The organism is Rhodoglobus aureus, from assembly GCF_039527955.1.
Taxonomy (GTDB): Bacteria; Actinomycetota; Actinomycetes; order Actinomycetales; family Microbacteriaceae; genus Rhodoglobus; species Rhodoglobus aureus.
The window spans coordinates 75053-93496 of record NZ_BAAAKW010000033.1 but is presented as its reverse complement, the minus strand read 5'-3'; the positions used below and the strand labels follow the sequence as shown (position 1 = coordinate 93496).

Genomic DNA, 18444 nt, shown 5'->3' with positions numbered 1-18444 from the left:
CTATGACCATGACTCCCGATGAAGCCGCATGGTTCGCGGAAAGTTTCAACAGGCTCGTCACTAACGTCGAGCAAATATTGCTCGGTAAGACTTTTGTGGTCCGTCTGGGATTCACTGCACTGCTGAGCGAGGGCCACCTGCTGCTCGAGGACTACCCTGGAACGGGCAAGACGTCGTTTGCTCGTGCGATCGCACAAAGCGTTTCAGGAACGACGAACCGCATCCAGTTCACCCCCGACCTGCTGCCTGGTGACATCACCGGCGTGAGTATCTATGATCAGCGCGACAACGAGTTCGAGTTTCACCCCGGACCGATTTTCGCCAACATCGTGCTCGCTGACGAGATCAACCGCGCAAGCCCCAAAACTCAGGCCGCACTGCTTGAAGTGATGGAAGAGGGACAAGTCACTGTCGACGGCATTTCCCACCCTGTTGGCGCGCCCTTCATGGTGATCGCCACCCAAAACCCGATCGAGCAAGCAGGAACCTACCGACTGCCCGAAGCACAGCTGGATCGCTTTCTCATGAAGGCATCCATCGGCTACCCGGATCGCGCATCCACCCTTCGCATCCTTGACGGTGCAGGCGTCGCCGCGCACTCGGTAAAAATTGACCCAGTCGTGAGCGCGGAGCTCGTTGTAGAAATGGCACAGCTTGCCCGTACTGTGCACGTAGACCCCACGATCAATGACTATGTGAGCCGATTGGTCGAAGCTACTCGGAGTGCAACTGAGGTTCGACTTGGAGTGAGTGTTCGTGGAGCCCTCGCTCTCATGCGTGCGTCGAAGACCTTGGCCGCATCCAACGGTCGACACTATGTTGTGCCCGACGACGTCAAGGCGCTCGCAGAGCCCGTTCTCGCCCACCGACTCGTGATCGACGCCGAAGCTGAGTTCGAAGGTGTAACCGCCTCGAGCGTGATCGCCCAGATTCTGATTGAGAATCCTCCGCCTACAGAACGGCAAGCCGTGTGAGTTCACCTCTCAAACGCCCGGCTAAACGAGAGCCGCCTCAACAGCCCGCGCCGGAACATCAGGATCCGAGCGGTGAACGAGCACGCTCTGACGCCGACTTTCCGACAAGCATCCGCGGCCTCGACAACGCCCGCACCCGAATTGTTGGCTACCGCACCGGCTTTCTTGCTGATCTGATTGTTAGCGTCGTGCGCTTTGTGGTGCTCGCACGCAGTACTGTCACTCGCTATGCCGGGCGCATCACGTCAGTCGTGACACCGCTGGGCTGGATAGTGCTTGCCCTGATCCCTACAACCCTCATCGCCGGCTATTCGATTGCGTGGATAGAACTCATTGTCATCGGCTACGCAAGTATCGCCGTCGCGCTCATGGCAGCAATTTTTCTCTTCGGTCGCAGCCAGCTAGCGATCAGTCTTCACGTGGATCACCGGCGTGTAGTCGTCGGTGAAGCAGCCAGCGGCGAAGTGCGTGGGATCAACACTGGCAAACGGCGCAGTCTCGGAGTCGTCGCCGAAATACCGGTTGCCGAGACCTTCTCAGAGGCAGTGCTTCCGAGCATCCGGCCGGGCGGTTCTGCAACTCATGATTTCCCCATCCCGACACATCGTCGCGGGGTCATTTCTGTTGGTCCCGTACGTACTGTGCGTGCTGACCCAGTGGGGCTGGTGCGTCGCGAACTCGTGTGGACTGAGTCCGCAGAAGTTTTTGTTCACCCGCGCACCATCAGCATCCCGAGTTTCAGCACCGGACTTATTCGAGACCTTGAAGGAAACCCGACAAAAGATCTCGCCAACAACGACATCTCTTTTCACGCCCTGCGCGAGTACCTTCCGGGGGACGAGCGGCGCAACATCCACTGGAAAACGACCGCCCGCACCGGCCGGTACATGGTGCGTCAGTTCGAAGAAACTCGGCGCAGTCACCTAGTGATCGCCCTGAGCCTGGCTACCGCCGATTATGCGAGCGAATACGAGTTCGAGATGGCCGTGAGCGTCGCGGGGTCTCTTGGCGCCCAAGCTATTCGTGATGCCCGCACGGTCACCGTCGTCGCGAGTGCGCAGACCCCGCAGTTTGCTAAACGCAAGATTTTTGCTGTGCGCGCGTTGTCGACGCTGACAGGCACGCGGTTGCTCGACGACCTCACGCGGGTGCAGAACACTGAAACGGCACTTCGGCTTGTGGATGTTGCGCGCGTCACCTCCGAGCAAACAAATGGCGTGTCGGTTGCTTTCCTTATTTGTGGTTCTCCGGTGACCTCGAAGCAACTGCGTGCAGCCTCGACGAAGTTCGCTGCGAATGTGGAAGTTGTCGCGATTGTGTGCGACCCAGAGACGGTTCCGGGGTTGCGCAAAGTTGCTGGGCTGAGCGTGCTGACTATTGGCTACCTTGAGGATCTCAAGCGGGCGCTCGCGCGATCGGCGGCAGTATGACCCGCACAGTCTCGCGATCATTCGTCGTTGTCACCGGAGCACTGCTCTGGCTGGCAATCGCGCTCGCAGCGGCAGCGCTCTGGCCGATCTATCGCAGCTCTGAGCTGATCATCCTCATCGCGGTTAGCGTGATTGCTGGCTCTCTTGTGGCGATAGTTTCGCTGTGGAGAAAGTGGTCGTTTATTGCGACTGCGCTGGCCACATTCATCGTTTTTCTTGTAATCGGAGTGCCAATTGCGGTGCCCTCCGAATCTCAGTACTCGGTGCTGCCCACGTTTGCCGGACTTGTCGATCTGGTGTTTGGCGTCGCTCTCGGTTGGAAGCAACTTCTCACCATTTCGTTGCCGGTAGGCAGCTATCGGGCGCTGCTCGTGCCCGCTCTCGTTTTGGTACTGACTGCGGCGATTGTTTCTCTCGGCACCGCATTTCGTACGAAGGTTCCCGAACTTTCGGTGATTCCACCGGTCGTTCTGTTTCTGGCGGCGGTAGCGTTCGGTCCCACCTATCCTGACCGACCGGTGACTCTAGCGATCGCACTGTTGGTTGTTGTTGCGCTCATTCTGGTGTGGTTTCGTTGGCGACGCCGACGCGATACTGTCAATGCCCTCGAGGCGGCGATGGATACGGATGGTGAAGCTCGGCGCAAACGAGAGTTCGGCTTTGCTGGAGCGCGAACGGTGATCAGTGCGATCGTCGTTTTGGTGATCGCCGCGAGCGTTGCCGTTGGGGTCGCGAACGCGCTGCCTCCTACGAATGACCGCTCAGTTTTGCGTACCGCTATTGTTGAGCCCTTTGATCCGCGCGATTATGTGAGCCCGCTGGCTGGCTTTAGGCGCTACTGGCAACCCAGCACAGCGAATTCGGTCCTGTTTGAGGTCGCTGGCGTTCCGCTGGGAACCCACGTCAGGCTTGCAACTCTTGATAGCTACAACGGCGTGGTTTATGCGGTCGGCAGCGGTCGTGCCACCAGCGCATCCGGATCATTTGCTCGCGTTCCGTCCCGCTTTGACCAGTCAGATGTCGACGGGAACTCAGTCGCAATGACGATTACGATCGCAGGCTATTCGGGAGTCTGGGTGCCAACTGTCGGGCTATTCGAAGAGATTGATTTTGAGGGTGCGCGAGCCTCAGAGCTTCTAGACACTTTCTACTACAACAAGGTTTCAGGAACCGCTGCCGTGACAGATCGCCTCGAGAGTGGCGACAGCTACACCTTCGAGGGCGTGATTCCTGCCCAGCCAAGCGCCGAAGAAATTTCGACGCTCACCCCCGGCACCGCAGAGGTGCCTCCCCTCGGCGTGTCCCCTGATGCGCTCACCGAAAAGTTGGACCAGTATGTGCGCGGGATAACGATACCGGGCGAGCGTCTGGCTGCAATGCTTGCTGGGCTCGCCGCTGACGGCTACGTGAGTCATGGCGTGGGTGTGGATGAACCGGCCAGTAGATCCGGGCACTCGGCGGATCGTGTGGCCGAGTTGTTCACCGAGCCACGCATGATTGGTGACGGAGAGCAGTACGCGGTTGCGGCATCCATCATGGCAAACGGGCTCGGTTTCCCCAGCCGCGTCGTACTTGGATTTGTCACCTCTGACCAGCAGATTCGTGGCAACGACGTCACCGCATGGATCGAAGTCAATACGGCAGCATACGGCTGGGTAGCTCTTGACCCGAACCCGCCGCTGCGAGAAATTCCGGATGAGGATCCTGACGACACCGCACAGGTAGCGCGCCCGCAAACGGTTGTGCAACCCCCAGAGATTGAGTCGGACACTCTCAATCGACAGTCGAATCCCGATAGCGAGCAGGCGCTTCAGCCCGACCTCGACCCCTTCCTGCAGGCGGTGCTCGCTATTCTGCGATCCGTCGGCTGGAGCCTGCTCGTGCTCCTTGTGCTTGCCGCGCCATTCTTGCTGATAATCGCAGCGAAAGTTCGACGACGGCTCCTGCGTCGACGGGCCGAATCCGCCCTGGAACAGATCAGCGGTGGTTGGCAAGAATTTGAAGACTCACTACTTGACCACGGCTATTCGCCACCACCGTCAGGAACTCGAACGGAGGTCGCTGCGGTTGCTCAGGCACCCGCGGCACATGATCTTGCGGTGCACGCTGACCGCGCAATTTTCTCCGGCGCTGATCCGAAGTCAGACGAGGTAGATGCGTTCTGGACGAACGTCACCGATCTCGAAAATCAGCTCCACACTGGACTGTCGCGTTGGGCGCGGTTCAAGACCAAAATATCACTGCGATCGCTCGGTGGTTATAGTGTCACAAGTCTGTTTAAGCGATAGAGGACTACCCGTGAATTGTTCTTTCTGCGCGACGCAACTGCCCGCCGATGCTGTCTATTGTGCCGAGTGTGGGCGGCCAGCGATGTCCCGGCGCGCCCGCCGGAGTGCTGACGCAGCCCCCAAAAAGTCGAAGTCTGCGCGTGCAAAACGCGCTGAAAAGAAAGCTCAGATTGCGGCTTCATTGAGCGCGCGACGCCGTCTCGCGACCGAAAGCAACGAGACTAATGAAGCTGTTGAAACCACGCAGACCGTTGACAGCAGTCAAGCTGCCGGGGCAGCTAGCCCGACTTTGACCTCATCAACTGATGTCATTCCCGATGCGACAGCAGCGCCCCGCACGCAGGTCGACGCTGACGCCCATGACGGCTCTGAGCCTTCGCGCGCAGCGTCCTCCCCGGCTGCTTTGCAACAGGGTGATCCGCTAGTTCTTTCACACGCCGGTCGCGACACCGGTCCGTCGGACCCGATCGCGGAGTCTGCGGAGTCTGCTGAGCCTGCGGAGTCATCAGAACCAGCCGCATCAGCAGAGTCATCGAATCCTGCGGGTGCTGACGAATTAGCGGCTCACGACGTCGGCGATTTTCCCAGCAACGCTGGCGCAGATTCCGAGACTGCCCCGTATGACGAGGAGGGCCCGTATGACGAAGTCTTGCCGTTTGACGAAGACGGTCCCTATGATGAAGTGGCCGACCCCGCAGCTCTTACTTTTGACGCGCCCGCTCTGGAAAAGACAGTGCGCCAAGAGGTTGATCCGGTGATAGACGAAAGTTGGCGCGACCTTCCGGCGCCAAAACCTCAGGAGATTGCCTGGCCCAATTCCGGCGCTGTGTCGGCGGATGAGCCAACAGCCCCCGAGCACTCCGCGGAGCACTTCGCGGCGACCGCGACGGAAGCTGAAGACCCGGCCGAGGTCGACGGCGAGGTTGTTGAAGATATCGATCGCGATGGTCGCGTGAATGATGAGGCTCCTGCCAGCGAATTCGTCGAATCTGATGAAGTCTCTCTTCACGATGAGGGCGATGGTGACGGGGAACCCGAGAGTGCTGACGACGATTTTTCGGAGCGCCCTAGCGGTCTATACAGCGATGCCGCCCATATCGAAACCGAAAACCCGGCCGATGACGTTGTTGCGCAAGACGACGATGCGGGGGACCTATCCGAACTAGAGTCTGAAGTTGAGGCCGAGCCCGAGGCCGAGGCCGAGCCCGAGCCCGAGCCGGAACCGGAACCTGAAGCACCCGTTGAGCCCGAGCCTCTGGTCGAGCCCTCGCCCCTTCCGCGCTCCCCGTTTGAGCCAGATCTGAGCAAGGTCGGGCGGCCCGAAGCCGTCACTCCCGTCCAAGAACGTTCTCCGGTTAAGTTAGTGCGTCCGCTCGGTGACGAGCCGGTGTTCACTACGGCCGACAGGCTGAGGGCATCCGCATTCGCGCCAGTGGCATCCGAGCGTGTGAGCGACCAGCCCGCGCCTGCGACGGCAGCGGGCGACGCTGAGTCCGAGGTGGCTTCGCTGAGCGGAACCACCCCACGCGTATCCGAAAGTTTCGGTGCTCAACCACGCGTCGCCCTCTCTGGAAACATCGATGCACCGAACGCGACTGAGGCTGCGGCAAGTGTCGAGGCAGCTCCGCGGGCACCCTTCCCTGAGCCAGCCTCAACTGAAGCAGTCTGTGCGCAGTGTGGTGCGTCGCTCTCCGAGTCCGATATTTTCTGCGGATCGTGTGGCTTCGTTAAACACGGAGTTGGACCGACTGCCCGCACGGTCAGCGCGCCGGCACTCGACCCGTTTCCGTGGGGAACACCAACCGCGCGTGCCAACGCCGTAGAACGAGCGCCCGAGGCAGCCTCTGCTGTGCCGGAAGATGATGCAGCAACGCCCAAGCCGGCCGCGCACCCTGAGCACCCGGCACACTCTAAACCCGTCGAGCTCGATCAGGGCCCTGAACCGGATGTGCACGACGAGCAAGAGAGCGCTGCGGCGATTGACGGTGTGGATGACGCCGATGTAGCTGCGATTGTTGGCGAGACTTCGACTGAAGCTGAAGCTGAAGCTGAAGCCGAAGCCGAAGCCGAGCCCTCGAGCTCGGCCGCAGCGGAGGCATCCACTACGGATGCTCCAAGCGACTCCGTCGAGGCCTCAGATCCGGCCTCGGCCGCGCCGGAGGATCGCGACGGGACGGTCGGTTCATTCGAGCGACTCAGTGCTGTGCCGTACCCGGTCGAGAGCAACGACCAGACTGTCGCCGGTAATGTGCACGCGCCGACAACAACTAGCAATGAGGCCGGAGCGATTCCAGATCTCTCAGTTCTCGCGCCCCCTCCGATGTCTCAGCACCGAGTCGAGCTGCCGATTGCGCCGCCCACGCCGCTTGCGTCTCTCGCTTCAGATGATGAGGACATCGAAGACACCCGGATTGTTGAACGAAGCATCTCTGGAACACGTTTTGTGCTGCAGTTCAGCACGGGAGACAGTGTGATTGTGACGGGCACAGGACTCGTCGGGCGCAATCCGATTCCGGAGCCGTCCGAGAAGTTTGACATTTCGGTTCCGATTACCGACCCCAGTAAATCCGTATCCAAAACTCACCTTGAGTTTGGCCAAATGGCGGGAGCGTTCTGGATTAGCGACCGATACTCCGGCAACGGAACTGTTGTGCGGGAGCCCGGCGGGGAACCCAAACGCTGCGAGCCGGGTAAACGCTACCGGGTAATGCGTGGCACGCGCGTCGAGATTGGCGAGCAGTTCTTCATCGTTAGTTAGCTTCATCGTTAGTTGGCTTCGTCGCGAGCAGGCGTCAGCACGAACCCTCCCTCACAGCGGTCAGCACACGCAGACTTTCCACTGCCAACGGTGAACCCGGTCTCTGGATGCCGCCTGCTGGTGGAGTAGGCATGTGACCGAATCTCGCACAAACGACCTACGCATCATGCTGCCGATGGCGCCGCAGCCAGCCGCGCCGTTTCGATTTCCGGTCGTCGCGGCAACGGTGCCCGTCGTTGCATCGTTGGCGATCTGGTTGATCACAGGTTCCGTATTTGCTCTCATCTTTGCGGTGTTGGGTCCGCTAGCCGCGACAGGAAGTTATATTGATTCGCGCGTGTCCGCACGCAAGAAGCTGCGAGCCGAAACCGCACGCTTCTCGCACGATGTTTCAACCACACAATCGGCAATTGAGGCGCACCACCGGCGCGAAAGTGGTGACCTCGCTGAGCGCACACCACCAGCAATCGTTGTGGTGCGAGACGCGCACACTGATTCATCCCGATGGATGCGCGAGCCCCGCGATGTGCTGCCGGTGCACCTCGGCTACGGCAGCGTTCGCAGCAACCTCGTTATCGATCGGGTCGGGTCTCATGATCGTGTGGATTCAACAGTCGACGGGCATTACCAGCGGCTCACCGATCAGGCCGCCACTCTGCAGGGTGCCCCCATCGCGGTGAATGCTCGACTGGGTATCGCAATTTTTGGCAATGAGCTGATTGCGCTCTCGTTGGCGCGAGCGCTGGCAATCCAGCTGGCTCGCACTTTAGCTCCGACGACAAGTTGGGTGAGACTGCGCGGAGTATTCAGCGCAGAACAGTGGGGTTCACATCTTCCCCATCGCGTACTGCGTTCAGATGGTGGTGCGGATGCGGCCAACACGGGTCACGTGCACGCTAGCGTGCACTGGGGGCAGCTGGGAGACGATACACCGAGCGTGTCGATCAGCGTCGTCACGAATGAACAGCAGGCACCTAGCGGCCACCGGATTGTCATTCGGGCCAGTGGCTACGCCGTTGCCGTTGTCGGTCATCCTGACAAGCATCAGCGACGCGAATTTGATCCGTCATTCCTCGGTCGAGAGCAAGCCTTAGTGTGGGCGCTCGCGGCTCACCAAATCGCCTCCAGGGATGGTTTGGCGACTATTGATGGTGCTGTGCCAGATTCGCTCGAATTCCACGAGCTTCTGGCCGAACTTGGACCAGTTGCCGAGCCGGTGGCCGAGCGCGCCCATTCGCTTGAGAGCAGACCAGCTGTGGGGGCGAATGGTCGAACTATGGTCGACCTCGTGACACACGGACCGCACGCGATCGTTGGTGGCACCACGGGAAGCGGCAAGAGCGAACTGCTTATCTCGTGGGTGCTCGCAATGGCTGCAGAATCATCGCCCGACGACGTCACATTCCTTCTCGTAGATTTCAAAGGTGGTTCAGCGTTTGCTCACCTTTCCCAACTTCCGCACACTGTCGGAATCATCACCGACCTCGACGAGACGGCAGCCAGTCGTGCGTTTGCGAGCCTCCGAGCAGAACTCCAGCACCGAGAGCGTGATCTCGCGCGGGCAAGCGCGCGAGACATCTCTGAGCTCGATGCCGTTCCGCGGCTAGTGATCGTCGTCGACGAGTTTGCGGCAATGATGGCCGACTATCCGCAGCTTCACGCGCTATTTAGCGACATTGCGGCCCGCGGTCGTTCTCTCGGGGTGCACCTCATCCTGTGCACCCAACGACCCTCCGGGGTGGTGCGAGATGCGCTGCTTGCAAACGCCGACTTGCGGATCTCGCTGCGCGTCAACAACGGTGCCGACAGTTCAGCGGTGATCGGCAGCGACCGCGCAGCCGAGCTTCCTTCACGAGCAAAAGGTCGCGCGTGGGTTGCCCACGGCTCGTCCTCTGCAGAGTTAGTGCAGTTTGCGCTTGCCACCCCCAGCGACGTACTCGCCGTCGCGGAACGATGGCCCGCGAGCTACAGTCCTCGTCGCCCCTGGTGCGAGCCGCTCTCCGAACACGTGCCACTCGCCACCGTTGCGGAGCTCAGCATCGCGCAGTCCCAACGCGACGCGGCCCAGGAGCAGAGTGCACTGAACCAGCAACACACGAGCAACGTTTGGGGTACGCCGAGTACGCCTGACGGTGTCACAGTCTTCTTCGGGCTTACAGACCTACCCGATGAACAGAGGCAGGGCCTAGCCGAATGGTCCCCATCGGGGGACGGAAACGTGCTCATTTTGGGTGCCCCCGGCAGCGGAAAGAGCGTCGCGATCGCAACGATCGCCGCTGCAGCCTCTGCAAAAACATCCGCAGCCAGCAAGGCCATCCACCCCACAGGGGCCGTTACGCAGCCTCTCGCGGGCACAGAGGCGGGCCTGCGCGTAGTAGCGGGGGGACTCGAGCCCGCGGGATTCTGGGACACCCTTGCTGAACTGCACTCTCAACTCGACGATGCCGGATCGCGCGAGCGCTCCTCGCATCGAACCCTGTTGCTTGTCGATGACCTCGATGCGATCGTCTCGCGGTTCGACGACGACTACCGTGCCGCAGTGCTCGACCGGCTAGTACGGCTACTGCGTGAAGGACCAGCGCACAACATCTGGGTAGTCGCGAGTGCTCAACGCATCACGCCAGCGCTGCAATCACTCGCCCAGCTGATGCCATGCACTCTGAGGCTTCGGTTTGGCAGCAGACAAGAGTTCGTGCTCTCTGGTGGAGTCTCCGCCGACTTCAGCGCAGCGCTCCCGCCCGGAGGTGGGCTGTGGAAAGGCGCACGAGTGCAAATAGCGTTAAGCGACGCCTACCCGCCTCTTCCGAGGCCTGCAGCAGTCGAAATACTTAGCCATTCCGAAAGTCTCGCCATCGCCAGCAGCCGCCCCGCCGCAACCGCAGCCGCTTTTACAGCCGCAGGCTGGCAAGTTCGAGCCCTCGAGGGCGCGCCGGGCTCCGAACGCGAACTGCTCATCGCCGACGCTGCTCGCCCGATAGCGATCATCGCATCAATCGATGAATGGCAATCCCGCTGGGGCGCATTAGCTCTATTGAGAACCCACGCCACTATTCTGCTCGACGGCTGTAACGTCAGCGACTTCCGTCAACTCGCGCGCACGCGCGAACTGCCGCCCCCGCTTGTTTCAGGCTTAGGCCACTACTGGAGAGTCACCGAAGACGGAGCAGACAGGGTGCGGGTGCCACCAGCTAACGCAGCGCATCCTCAAGACGCGACTGCGTGAGACCGTGAGCTAGGGCAACATTCGCATTCACTGCGGTGCCACCGAACGTGTTCAGTCCCAGCGCCAAAGCAGGATCAGCAGAAAGCGCTGCACGCCATCCCAAATTCGCAATTGCACGCACGTACGGCATGGTCGCGTTGGTCAGAGCATACGTTGAGGTGTGAGGTACCGCGCCGGGCATATTTGCCACGCAGTAGAACACCGAACCGTGAACCGCGAAGGTGGGATCAGCATGTGTGGTGGGTCGGGAGTCTGCAAAACAGCCGCCCTGATCAACCGCAATGTCAACCAGAACGCTGCCAGGCTTCATGCGTGATACCAACTCATTGCTCACAAGCTTGGGAGCCTTTGCGCCAGGAATCAAAACAGAACCGATCACCAAATCGGCGGTCAATAGAGCACGTTCGATTTCGAAACCGTTTGATGCAATCGTCTTGATGCGACCCGCATACAGAGCATCCAGTTCCCGCAGGCGCTGAATGTTGGTGTCAAGAACAGTCACTTGCGCGCCGAGCCCTACAGCGACAGAAATAGCACTCGTGCCGGCGACACCCCCGCCGAGAACGACGATCTCCGCAGGGTGGGTTCCCGGAACTCCCGGCACCAGCATCCCCGGCCCACCGTTGGGCTTAAGCATGACGTTGGCTCCCACAATCGCAGACAAACGGCCAGCAACTTCACTCATCGGAGCCAACAGCGGCAACGCACGCGAAGGAAGCTGAACAGTCTCATACGCGATCGCAGTGACCTTCGCCTCAAGAAGCGCGCGGGTGAGCTCTTCTTCAGCAGCTAGGTGCAAATACGTGAAAAGAACAAGATCGTCTCGGAAGTACTGATACTCCGAAGCGACCGGCTCCTTGACCTTCAATAAGACGTCGGCTGCCGCCCACGTGCTCGCAGCATCCGGAGAAAGTGTCGCACCCGCCTCGACATATTGCTCATCGGTAATAGACGAGCCAAGGCCAGCGCCAGACTGCACGAGCACCTCGTGTCCATGTGTGACCAGGTCGTGCACCCCTGCTGGGGTGATCGCGACACGGAACTCGTTGTTTTTTACTTCGGCGGGAACAGCAATCCTCATAAACCAGAGCGTACTGCGCGGTACCCGAATTGGGCACAATAATGGCGCGAATCTGAGAGCAAAACGTGGAATTATTACCACGCGCCCATAAAGCCCCTCCTAACTGGGGCTACAACTACGCAAACTGCGCTCACTACCATCGGGGTAATTGGTGGGGCGAAGGAGAAACCGTGACGAGACCACTTCCGCAGGATCCAACGATCCAGCAGCTAGTGCTGCAGGCGAAGCAATCTCAACTCAGCCGCAGGCGGCTAATGCAGGGAGCAGGGCTTGGCGTATCCGCGCTAGCCCTTGCAGCGTGTGCCGCACCAGACGGCTCGAGTGCAATTGACATATCTGAAAGTGACAGCTCGCTCGTATGGGCAAGTTGGCCGTCGTACATCGACGAGGACCTCAGCGGTCATTCCGTGACGCTCAAAGAATTCAAGAAAGAATCAGGCATTAGCGTCGAGTACCGCGCCATTGTCAAAGACAACGTCGGGTTCTATCTGACGATGAAAGACCAGCTATCTCTGGGGAAGCCCACGGGCGCAGACGTGATCGTTGTTAGCGACTGGATGGCCGCGCGCCTGATCAGGTTTGGTTACGCCCAAAAGCTGGACTCCGAGAACATTCCTAATAAAGTGAATCTCGATAAGACGCTCGCACACCCAGGCTTCGACCCCGAGCGCGACTATTCGTTGCCTTGGCAAAGTGGATTCATAGGTCTCGCTTGGAACACAGAGGAGTATCCCAAGGGCCTCGTCTCAGTTGAGCAATTGTGGCGCGACGACCTCAAAGGAAAAGTGGTTGTGCTCGCCGAAATGCGACACACAATGGGAATGCTGTTGCTCGCCCAGGGTGTAGACATCTCCAAAGACATTTGGGGAATCGACGAGTTCAAGAAGGCGAGCGATGTGCTCGAAAAACACCTTGCCTCAAAGCACATTCTTGGCGTCATGGGCAGCGACTACATCGAGAAGTTCAAGTCGGGTGAAGCGATCGCCGGGTTCGCTCGTGCCGGAGATATCGCTGTGCTCAACGCGCAGGCGGGCTACGAGAAGTTCAAGTTCTTGCTTCCTGGATCACGGGGAACGTTCTTTACGGACTCGCTTGTCATCCCCGCGGGCGCTCAGCACAAGGAAAACGTTGAGAAGCTCATGAACTTCTACTACGACCCCGCGAACGCGACAAAAGTTGTGCAGTGGATTCAGTGCGTGAGCCCTGTTGACGGCACGCTCGAGTACGCAATCGAGAACTACCCGAACCTAGCCACAAACCAGTTCACGTTCCCGAATGCGAGTGCGATGTCGCGTGCCAGCAGCTTCCGCACGCTCAGTACAACCGATGACCAAGCCTTCAACGCCGAGTTCCGCCGCATCACCGGCGAGGGCTAGACCTCCGATCAACGAAGCAGGATGCTACGCGAGTTGAAAGCGCAATTCGCCGACCGGAAGGCCCCGACCCAGGACCTTTTCGGTGGTCGAGGCGAGCACTGCGGCAGCAGCATCCGCATCAATTGCGCCAGCATCAGCCAGTAATGACAGGCCGACTGGCAAGAGTGGGCGGATCGAACCGTCAAGAATTTTAAGGGTCACAGTAGTGCCATCGGGGGCTGCCGCAATGAGAACGCCTTCGGCGCCCCGCTTGGCGATAATGCCAAGCGCATCCATCGCTTCGGCGACCTGAGGCATGTCGAGTCCCCACGCATGTGCCCTAATTGCGCTGACGAGGGCGTGGGAGTGCGGATCATTTTCCACGGTGGCGGTAACCACGCGCTGGATGGCGGTAGCCAACGACACAAGGCTCATCGCGAAAACTGGCGCGCCACATCCGTCGGTTCCTTCGTGCGCCAACTCTGTGCCCGTGAACTCGACAACAGTCTCGCGAATCCGAGATTGCAGCGGATGGTCGTGCTCAAGATAGCTCTCAAGTGGCCAGCCATTGACGACACAGGCCGCCAAAAAGCTCGCGTGTTTGCCTGAACAATTCATCGCGAGCCGAGTGGGAGCCTCGGCTGCGCGTCGAGCATCCGAATCTGCTGGCCAGTCAGGAGGGCAGCGCAGGTCGTCGACGCTGAGCCCGTAGGCGGCGAGGGTTGATGCTGCGACATCTTGGTGGCGCTGGCTGCCGGTGTGGCTTGCACTGGCAAGCACGAGTTGTTCTTCAGTGAGAGTGACTCCTGAGCGCAACACCGTGATGGCTTGCATCGGCTTGAGAGTGGAGCGAGGGTAGATAAGCGCGGCGGGGTTGCCGAGTCGACGCAGTTCGCGGCCGTCTGGGGTGAGCACTACTGCGGCACCGAGGTGGCGGGATTCGATCATTCCCGACCGCTCAAGCACGGCGAGTTGCACCGTGTCATCGACGGTGAGGGCATTGGCTGGGCTCGAAGAGGCTACATTCACCATCCCACGCTAGTGGCCTTCCAGCTCTTGGCTGTGATGGCGCGAAGTAACGCGGTTGACTCGGTCACTTCCCAACGGGAACGCTACGGTTGAGTCGTGCACGGCAGTGCGACTAAGTATTGCGGACATTATCGTTGGGCTGGATGCTTGCGAGGGAGATTCTGATGAATATCGACCACAATTTTGAAGTGCGGCTCGAATGGTCGGGCAACCTGGGCGAGGGCACGCGCGAATACCGCGGGTACTCGCGTCACAATGAGATCACCGCCGTTGGAAAGCACAGTATCGATGGCTCAAGTGCTCGCGTCTTCCACGGTTCTGCCGACCGCTGGAACCCAGAGGAACTGCTGATTGCGGCTCTCAGCCAGTGCCACATGTTGAGCTACCTGCATGTCGCGGTTAGTCGGGGAATCGTGGTCACCGCCTACCACGATGAAGTCTCGGGCACGATGAGACAGACCGACAACGGTGGCGGGCATTTCACCTCGGTGACCCTTCGGCCTGTCGTAACGATCTCGGCCGGCAGCGTTGACGATGCAATGGATGCCCACGCCGAAGCCAGTCAGAAGTGCTTCATCGCGTCATCCGTCAACTTTCCGGTGCTCCACCAGCCACGCATCATCATTGAGGACTAAGAATTGAGGGCTAGCGACGCGTTGTGGCTCAGAGTTGTTCGGCGATAGCGAACCGGGCGGCGATTCCACACGCTACACACAGCAACAGTGCGCGAGGATTGGTGCTCCTTGTTGTTGCTGTGAAAGGTTCCTGTGCGTAAAGCGATTCCGTTCTTCCTGACCCTCGGTGTTGTGGCATCGCTTGCCGCGTGTGTCCCCGGCGATTCGACAACGGCTGAACCGTCGGCGGATTGTGCACCGACCGCATCCGGCTCCGCTTCAGAAGCGGTTAGCGCCAGTGGTGACTTCGGCACAAAGCCGACAATCGAGATCAACTTCCCGACCGACGTTTCTGAGACTGAGCGCTCGGTTGCGATTAAGGGAGACGGCGACCAAGTTGCTGTTGAGGGTGCCGTCGCCAATGTGTACTTCACTTTGTACAGTGGCGCCACTGGCGAAGAACTTTCCGCGACGTCGTATGACGAAGCGGGCATCGCTCCGCTTCCCGTGGATGCTGAGCAGTTCCTCGTCGGCATCGTCAAGACCATTCAATGCTCGACTGCAGGCTCGCGCGTTGTTGGCGTGATTCCTCCCGACGAGTCATTCGCTGATGAAAGTGCTCGCCTAGAGCTTGGTGTTGAGGCAGACGACGACATCGTTTTTGTTGCTGATGTCATCTCGGTTGATGCGCCCGCCGATCCTGCGCTTCCTCGCGCTGATGGCGATGACCAGCCCGCCGACGATGGTTTCCCCACCGTTGAGCTTGACGACGATGGTCGCCCGACGATCACGATTCCCTCGACCGACCCTCCTGCTGAACTTGGCGTTGCCGTGCTCAAGCAGGGCGACGGCGCCACCGTAGAAGAGAACTCGGATGTCACCGTTCACTACGTAGGGATGAACTGGACTACTGGCGAAATTTTCGATGAGAGCTGGGCGCGAGGTACCCCGTCAAACTTCAACACCGGACAGGTAGTTTCAGGGTTCAAGACTGCGCTCGAGGGCCAAAAGGTTGGCTCGCAGATCATCGCCGTTTTGCCACCAAGCGAAGGCTATGGTGAAGCAGGTGCTCCAGATGTAGGTATCAGTGGCACTGACACGCTCGTCTTTGTCGTCGACATTCTCGGCATCGGTTAGCACGCGTTCGTTCCGGACATTGGCCAAGGAAGGCTCGCTAAGGTAGCGGAATGCGCAAGATAATTCTGCTCGGCTCGACGGGCTCGATTGGCACTCAGGCACTCGACGTTATCGACGCGAACCGTGATCAATTCGAGGTAGTGGGGTTGGCCGCTGGGTCGAATCGCGGCCTTGTTGAAGCGCAGGCTGCGCGTTTCGGCGTCGAGCACATCGCGTTCGGTGCTGAGCAGGCCGCCCAGCTGGTTCGGGATGTCGCGGCCGATGTTGTCGTCAACGGCATCACCGGTTCGGTGGGTCTTGGGCCGACGCTCGCGGCGCTTGAATCTGGTGCGGTGTTGGCGTTGGCCAACAAGGAGAGCCTGATCGTTGGCGGCGATTTGGTGATGTCGCGAGCCAAGCCTGGGCAGATTGTTCCCGTGGATTCCGAGCATTCGGCGATTGCGCAGGCGCTGAGGTCGGGGGAGCACTCGGAGGTGCGCCGCTTGGTGCTAACGGCATCCGGTGGTCCATTCCGTGGTCGCACGCGTGACTCGCTGCGTGACGTAACTCCGCAAGAAGCTCTCGCGCATCCAACGTGGAACATGGGTCTCGCCGTCACGACAAACTCGTCAACGCTCGTCAACAAGGGCCTCGAGGTCATTGAGGCGCACTTACTGTTCGATGTGCCGTACGACAGCATCGCGGTCACCGTGCATCCGCAGTCGATTGTGCACTCCATGGTCGAGTTTGTGGATGGATCCACCATTGCTCAGGCCAGCCCACCCGATATGCGCCTGCCAATTTCGCTCGCGCTGGATTGGCCTCACCGCGTTGCTGGTGTTGGCGCTCCTTTGGACTGGACTACAGCGAGCACGTGGAACTTTGAGCCTCTCGACAGCAAAGTTTTCCCGGCCGTTGAAATGGCGAAAGCTGTCGGTGCTGCCGGTCTCACCTATCCCGCAGTGTTCAACGCGGCTAACGAACAGGCGGTGCTCGCATTTCACGCTGGCGCCATCGGCTACCTAGACATTTTGGATGTCGTTGAGCAGGTTGTGCAGATTCACGAGGCGACGGAGTTGAGCCTTGATGCGCTGTACGGCGCCGAGTCGTGGGCTCGCCGCGAAGCAGATTCGGTCGTCGCAACGCGTCGATGAGCACCCAATAACCCCCAGTGCGGGGTGGTTCTGCGGCGTGCACAGCACTGGCACAGGTGGAGGTCGGTGCTCGTGGCTATTCTTAGCGGGTGGAAAACGTGCTCCTGTATATTCTCGGCATCCTTGTGGTCGTCGTTGGGCTTGCTGTGTCTATCGGTCTGCATGAGATCGGCCATTTGCTGCCGGCAAAGCTCTTTGGGGTGCGCGTAAGTCAGTACATGATCGGCTTTGGGCCGACTATCTTCTCCCGCAAACGCGGTGAGACCGAGTATGGGCTCAAGGCGATTCCGCTCGGTGGTTACATTGCGATGGCTGGCATGTACCCGCCAGGCAAGGCGAACAATAAAGGTCGCACCGCCACGACTGGCGTTTTCCAATCCTTGGTTCAGGATGCTCGCACCGCGAGTGCTGACACCTTGGTTGATGTCGACGAGTCGCGTGCTTTCTATAACTTGCCCGTGTTCAAACGAGTCATCATCATGCTCGGCGGTCCGGTGATGAACCTCCTCATCGGAATTGTGATGTTTGCGATTCTCCTCATGGGTTTTGGCGTCGCGCAGACCACGACGACGATCAGCAGCGTCTCTGAGTGTGTGATCCCGGCTACGACTGAGCGTCAAACATGCGAGAGCACTGATCCGGCAGCGCCGGGCTTTGCCGCGGGAATGCTTCCTGGCGACCGATTGGTATCCATGGATGGCGAGCCGGTTGAGATTTGGGCTGAAGCTACCGAGTACATTCGGGCGGCCGCTGGCGCCGAGTTGACGGTAGTCGTCGAGCGAGATGGAACCGACGTCACGCTCGTGACCGAACCGCTGCTCACCGAACGCTACGTTTATGACGATCGCGGCCAGATTGCAGAGAACGCGGATGGCGAACCCCAGACCGAAGAGTACGGTTTCTTGGGAATCGGCTCGGCCGTCGAGAACGTACCGCAGCCGGTGACCGCTGTTCTGCCTGCGGTTGGCGACAACGTTGTGGCTGTTTCCAACGTGATCGTGAACCTTCCGCAGCGCATGATCGATGTTGCCGCTGCCGCCTTTGGTCCCGGTGACCGCGACCCGAACGGCCCGATCGGCGTGGTCGGCGTCGGTCGTATTGCCGGAGAAATTGCGAGCCTCGATTCGGCTCCGGTCGCCAGCCGTGTCGCCCAACTTATCGGCTTGATTGGGTCGCTCAACGTAGCCCTGTTTGTCTTCAACCTGGTGCCGCTGATGCCGCTAGACGGTGGTCACGTCGCGGGTGCTCTCTATGAGGGCATCCGTCGGTTTTTCGCGAAGCTGTTCGGTAGGCCTGATCCTGGCCCGGTCGATACCGCCAAGATCATCCCGTTGACGCTTGTCGTCGTAGTGCTTCTCGGGGCTATGACGCTGCTATTGATCTACGCAGACATTGTGAAGCCGATCTCGATCTTCTAGCAGG

Annotated in this window: 12 protein-coding genes; 10 read left to right on the top strand and 2 right to left on the bottom strand. The window is 59.8% G+C overall.

Features of this window, described 5'->3' with window-relative positions; all coding sequences use genetic code 11:
• The first annotated feature begins 2 nt into the window (after window positions 1-2).
• From ABD112_RS10215 to ABD112_RS10195, 5 genes are all read left to right on the top strand, one after another.
• Window positions 3-974, top strand: a complete 972-nt coding sequence (locus ABD112_RS10215; protein ID WP_343925555.1) for an AAA family ATPase — start codon at window positions 3-5, stop codon at window positions 972-974.
• Complete coding sequence (locus ABD112_RS10210) at window positions 971-2404, top strand: DUF58 domain-containing protein (RefSeq protein ID WP_343925553.1); 1434 nt, start codon at window positions 971-973, stop codon at window positions 2402-2404. Before ABD112_RS10215 ends, ABD112_RS10210 begins: the two co-directional genes overlap by 4 nt.
• Complete coding sequence (locus tag ABD112_RS10205) at window positions 2401-4692, top strand: transglutaminase-like domain-containing protein (protein ID WP_343925551.1); 2292 nt, start codon at window positions 2401-2403, stop codon at window positions 4690-4692. Before ABD112_RS10210 ends, ABD112_RS10205 begins: the two co-directional genes overlap by 4 nt.
• 82 nt (window positions 4693-4774) lie before the next feature.
• The gene (locus ABD112_RS10200; protein WP_343925549.1) at window positions 4775-7450 is read left to right on the top strand and encodes an FHA domain-containing protein; all 2676 of its coding nucleotides are present in this window, start codon (window positions 4775-4777) and stop codon (window positions 7448-7450) included.
• Window positions 7451-7583: 133 nt separating this feature from the next.
• Complete coding sequence (locus ABD112_RS10195; RefSeq protein ID WP_343925548.1) at window positions 7584-10673, top strand: FtsK/SpoIIIE domain-containing protein; 3090 nt, start codon at window positions 7584-7586, stop codon at window positions 10671-10673.
• Here ABD112_RS10195 and ald read toward each other — a convergent pair.
• The gene (ald, locus tag ABD112_RS10190; RefSeq protein ID WP_343925547.1) at window positions 10639-11754 is read right to left on the bottom strand and encodes an alanine dehydrogenase; all 1116 of its coding nucleotides are present in this window, start codon (window positions 11752-11754) and stop codon (window positions 10639-10641) included. The two genes, ABD112_RS10195 and ald, sit on opposite strands and share 35 nt — an antisense overlap.
• Window positions 11755-11924: 170 nt before the next feature.
• Between ald and ABD112_RS10185 the strand changes: the two genes are divergently transcribed.
• Entirely contained in the window at window positions 11925-13130 is a 1206-nt protein-coding gene (locus ABD112_RS10185) for an ABC transporter substrate-binding protein (RefSeq protein WP_343925545.1), read from the top strand.
• A gap of 24 nt (window positions 13131-13154) precedes the next feature.
• Here ABD112_RS10185 and ABD112_RS10180 read toward each other — a convergent pair whose 3' ends face one another.
• On the bottom strand, window positions 13155-14138 hold the full coding sequence (locus tag ABD112_RS10180; protein ID WP_343925543.1) for an asparaginase: 984 nt from the start codon (window positions 14136-14138) through the stop codon (window positions 13155-13157).
• A 164-nt stretch (window positions 14139-14302) separates the two neighbouring features.
• Between ABD112_RS10180 and ABD112_RS10175 the strand changes: the two genes are divergently transcribed.
• From ABD112_RS10175 to ABD112_RS10160, 4 genes are all read left to right on the top strand, one after another.
• Window positions 14303-14773, top strand: coding sequence for an OsmC family protein (locus tag ABD112_RS10175; protein ID WP_343925541.1), 471 nt, complete (start codon window positions 14303-14305; stop codon window positions 14771-14773).
• Window positions 14774-14905: 132 nt separating this feature from the next.
• Entirely contained in the window at window positions 14906-15889 is a 984-nt protein-coding gene (locus tag ABD112_RS10170; RefSeq protein WP_343925539.1) for an FKBP-type peptidyl-prolyl cis-trans isomerase, read from the top strand.
• A gap of 50 nt (window positions 15890-15939) precedes the next feature.
• Window positions 15940-17022 carry a 1-deoxy-D-xylulose-5-phosphate reductoisomerase gene (locus tag ABD112_RS10165; protein WP_343925538.1) on the top strand — a complete coding sequence of 361 codons (1083 nt, stop codon included), beginning with the start codon at window positions 15940-15942 and terminating at the stop codon, window positions 17020-17022.
• An 89-nt stretch (window positions 17023-17111) separates the two neighbouring features.
• Window positions 17112-18440, top strand: coding sequence for a M50 family metallopeptidase (locus ABD112_RS10160; protein ID WP_343925537.1), 1329 nt, complete (start codon window positions 17112-17114; stop codon window positions 18438-18440).
• The last annotated feature ends 4 nt before the right edge of the window (window positions 18441-18444 follow it).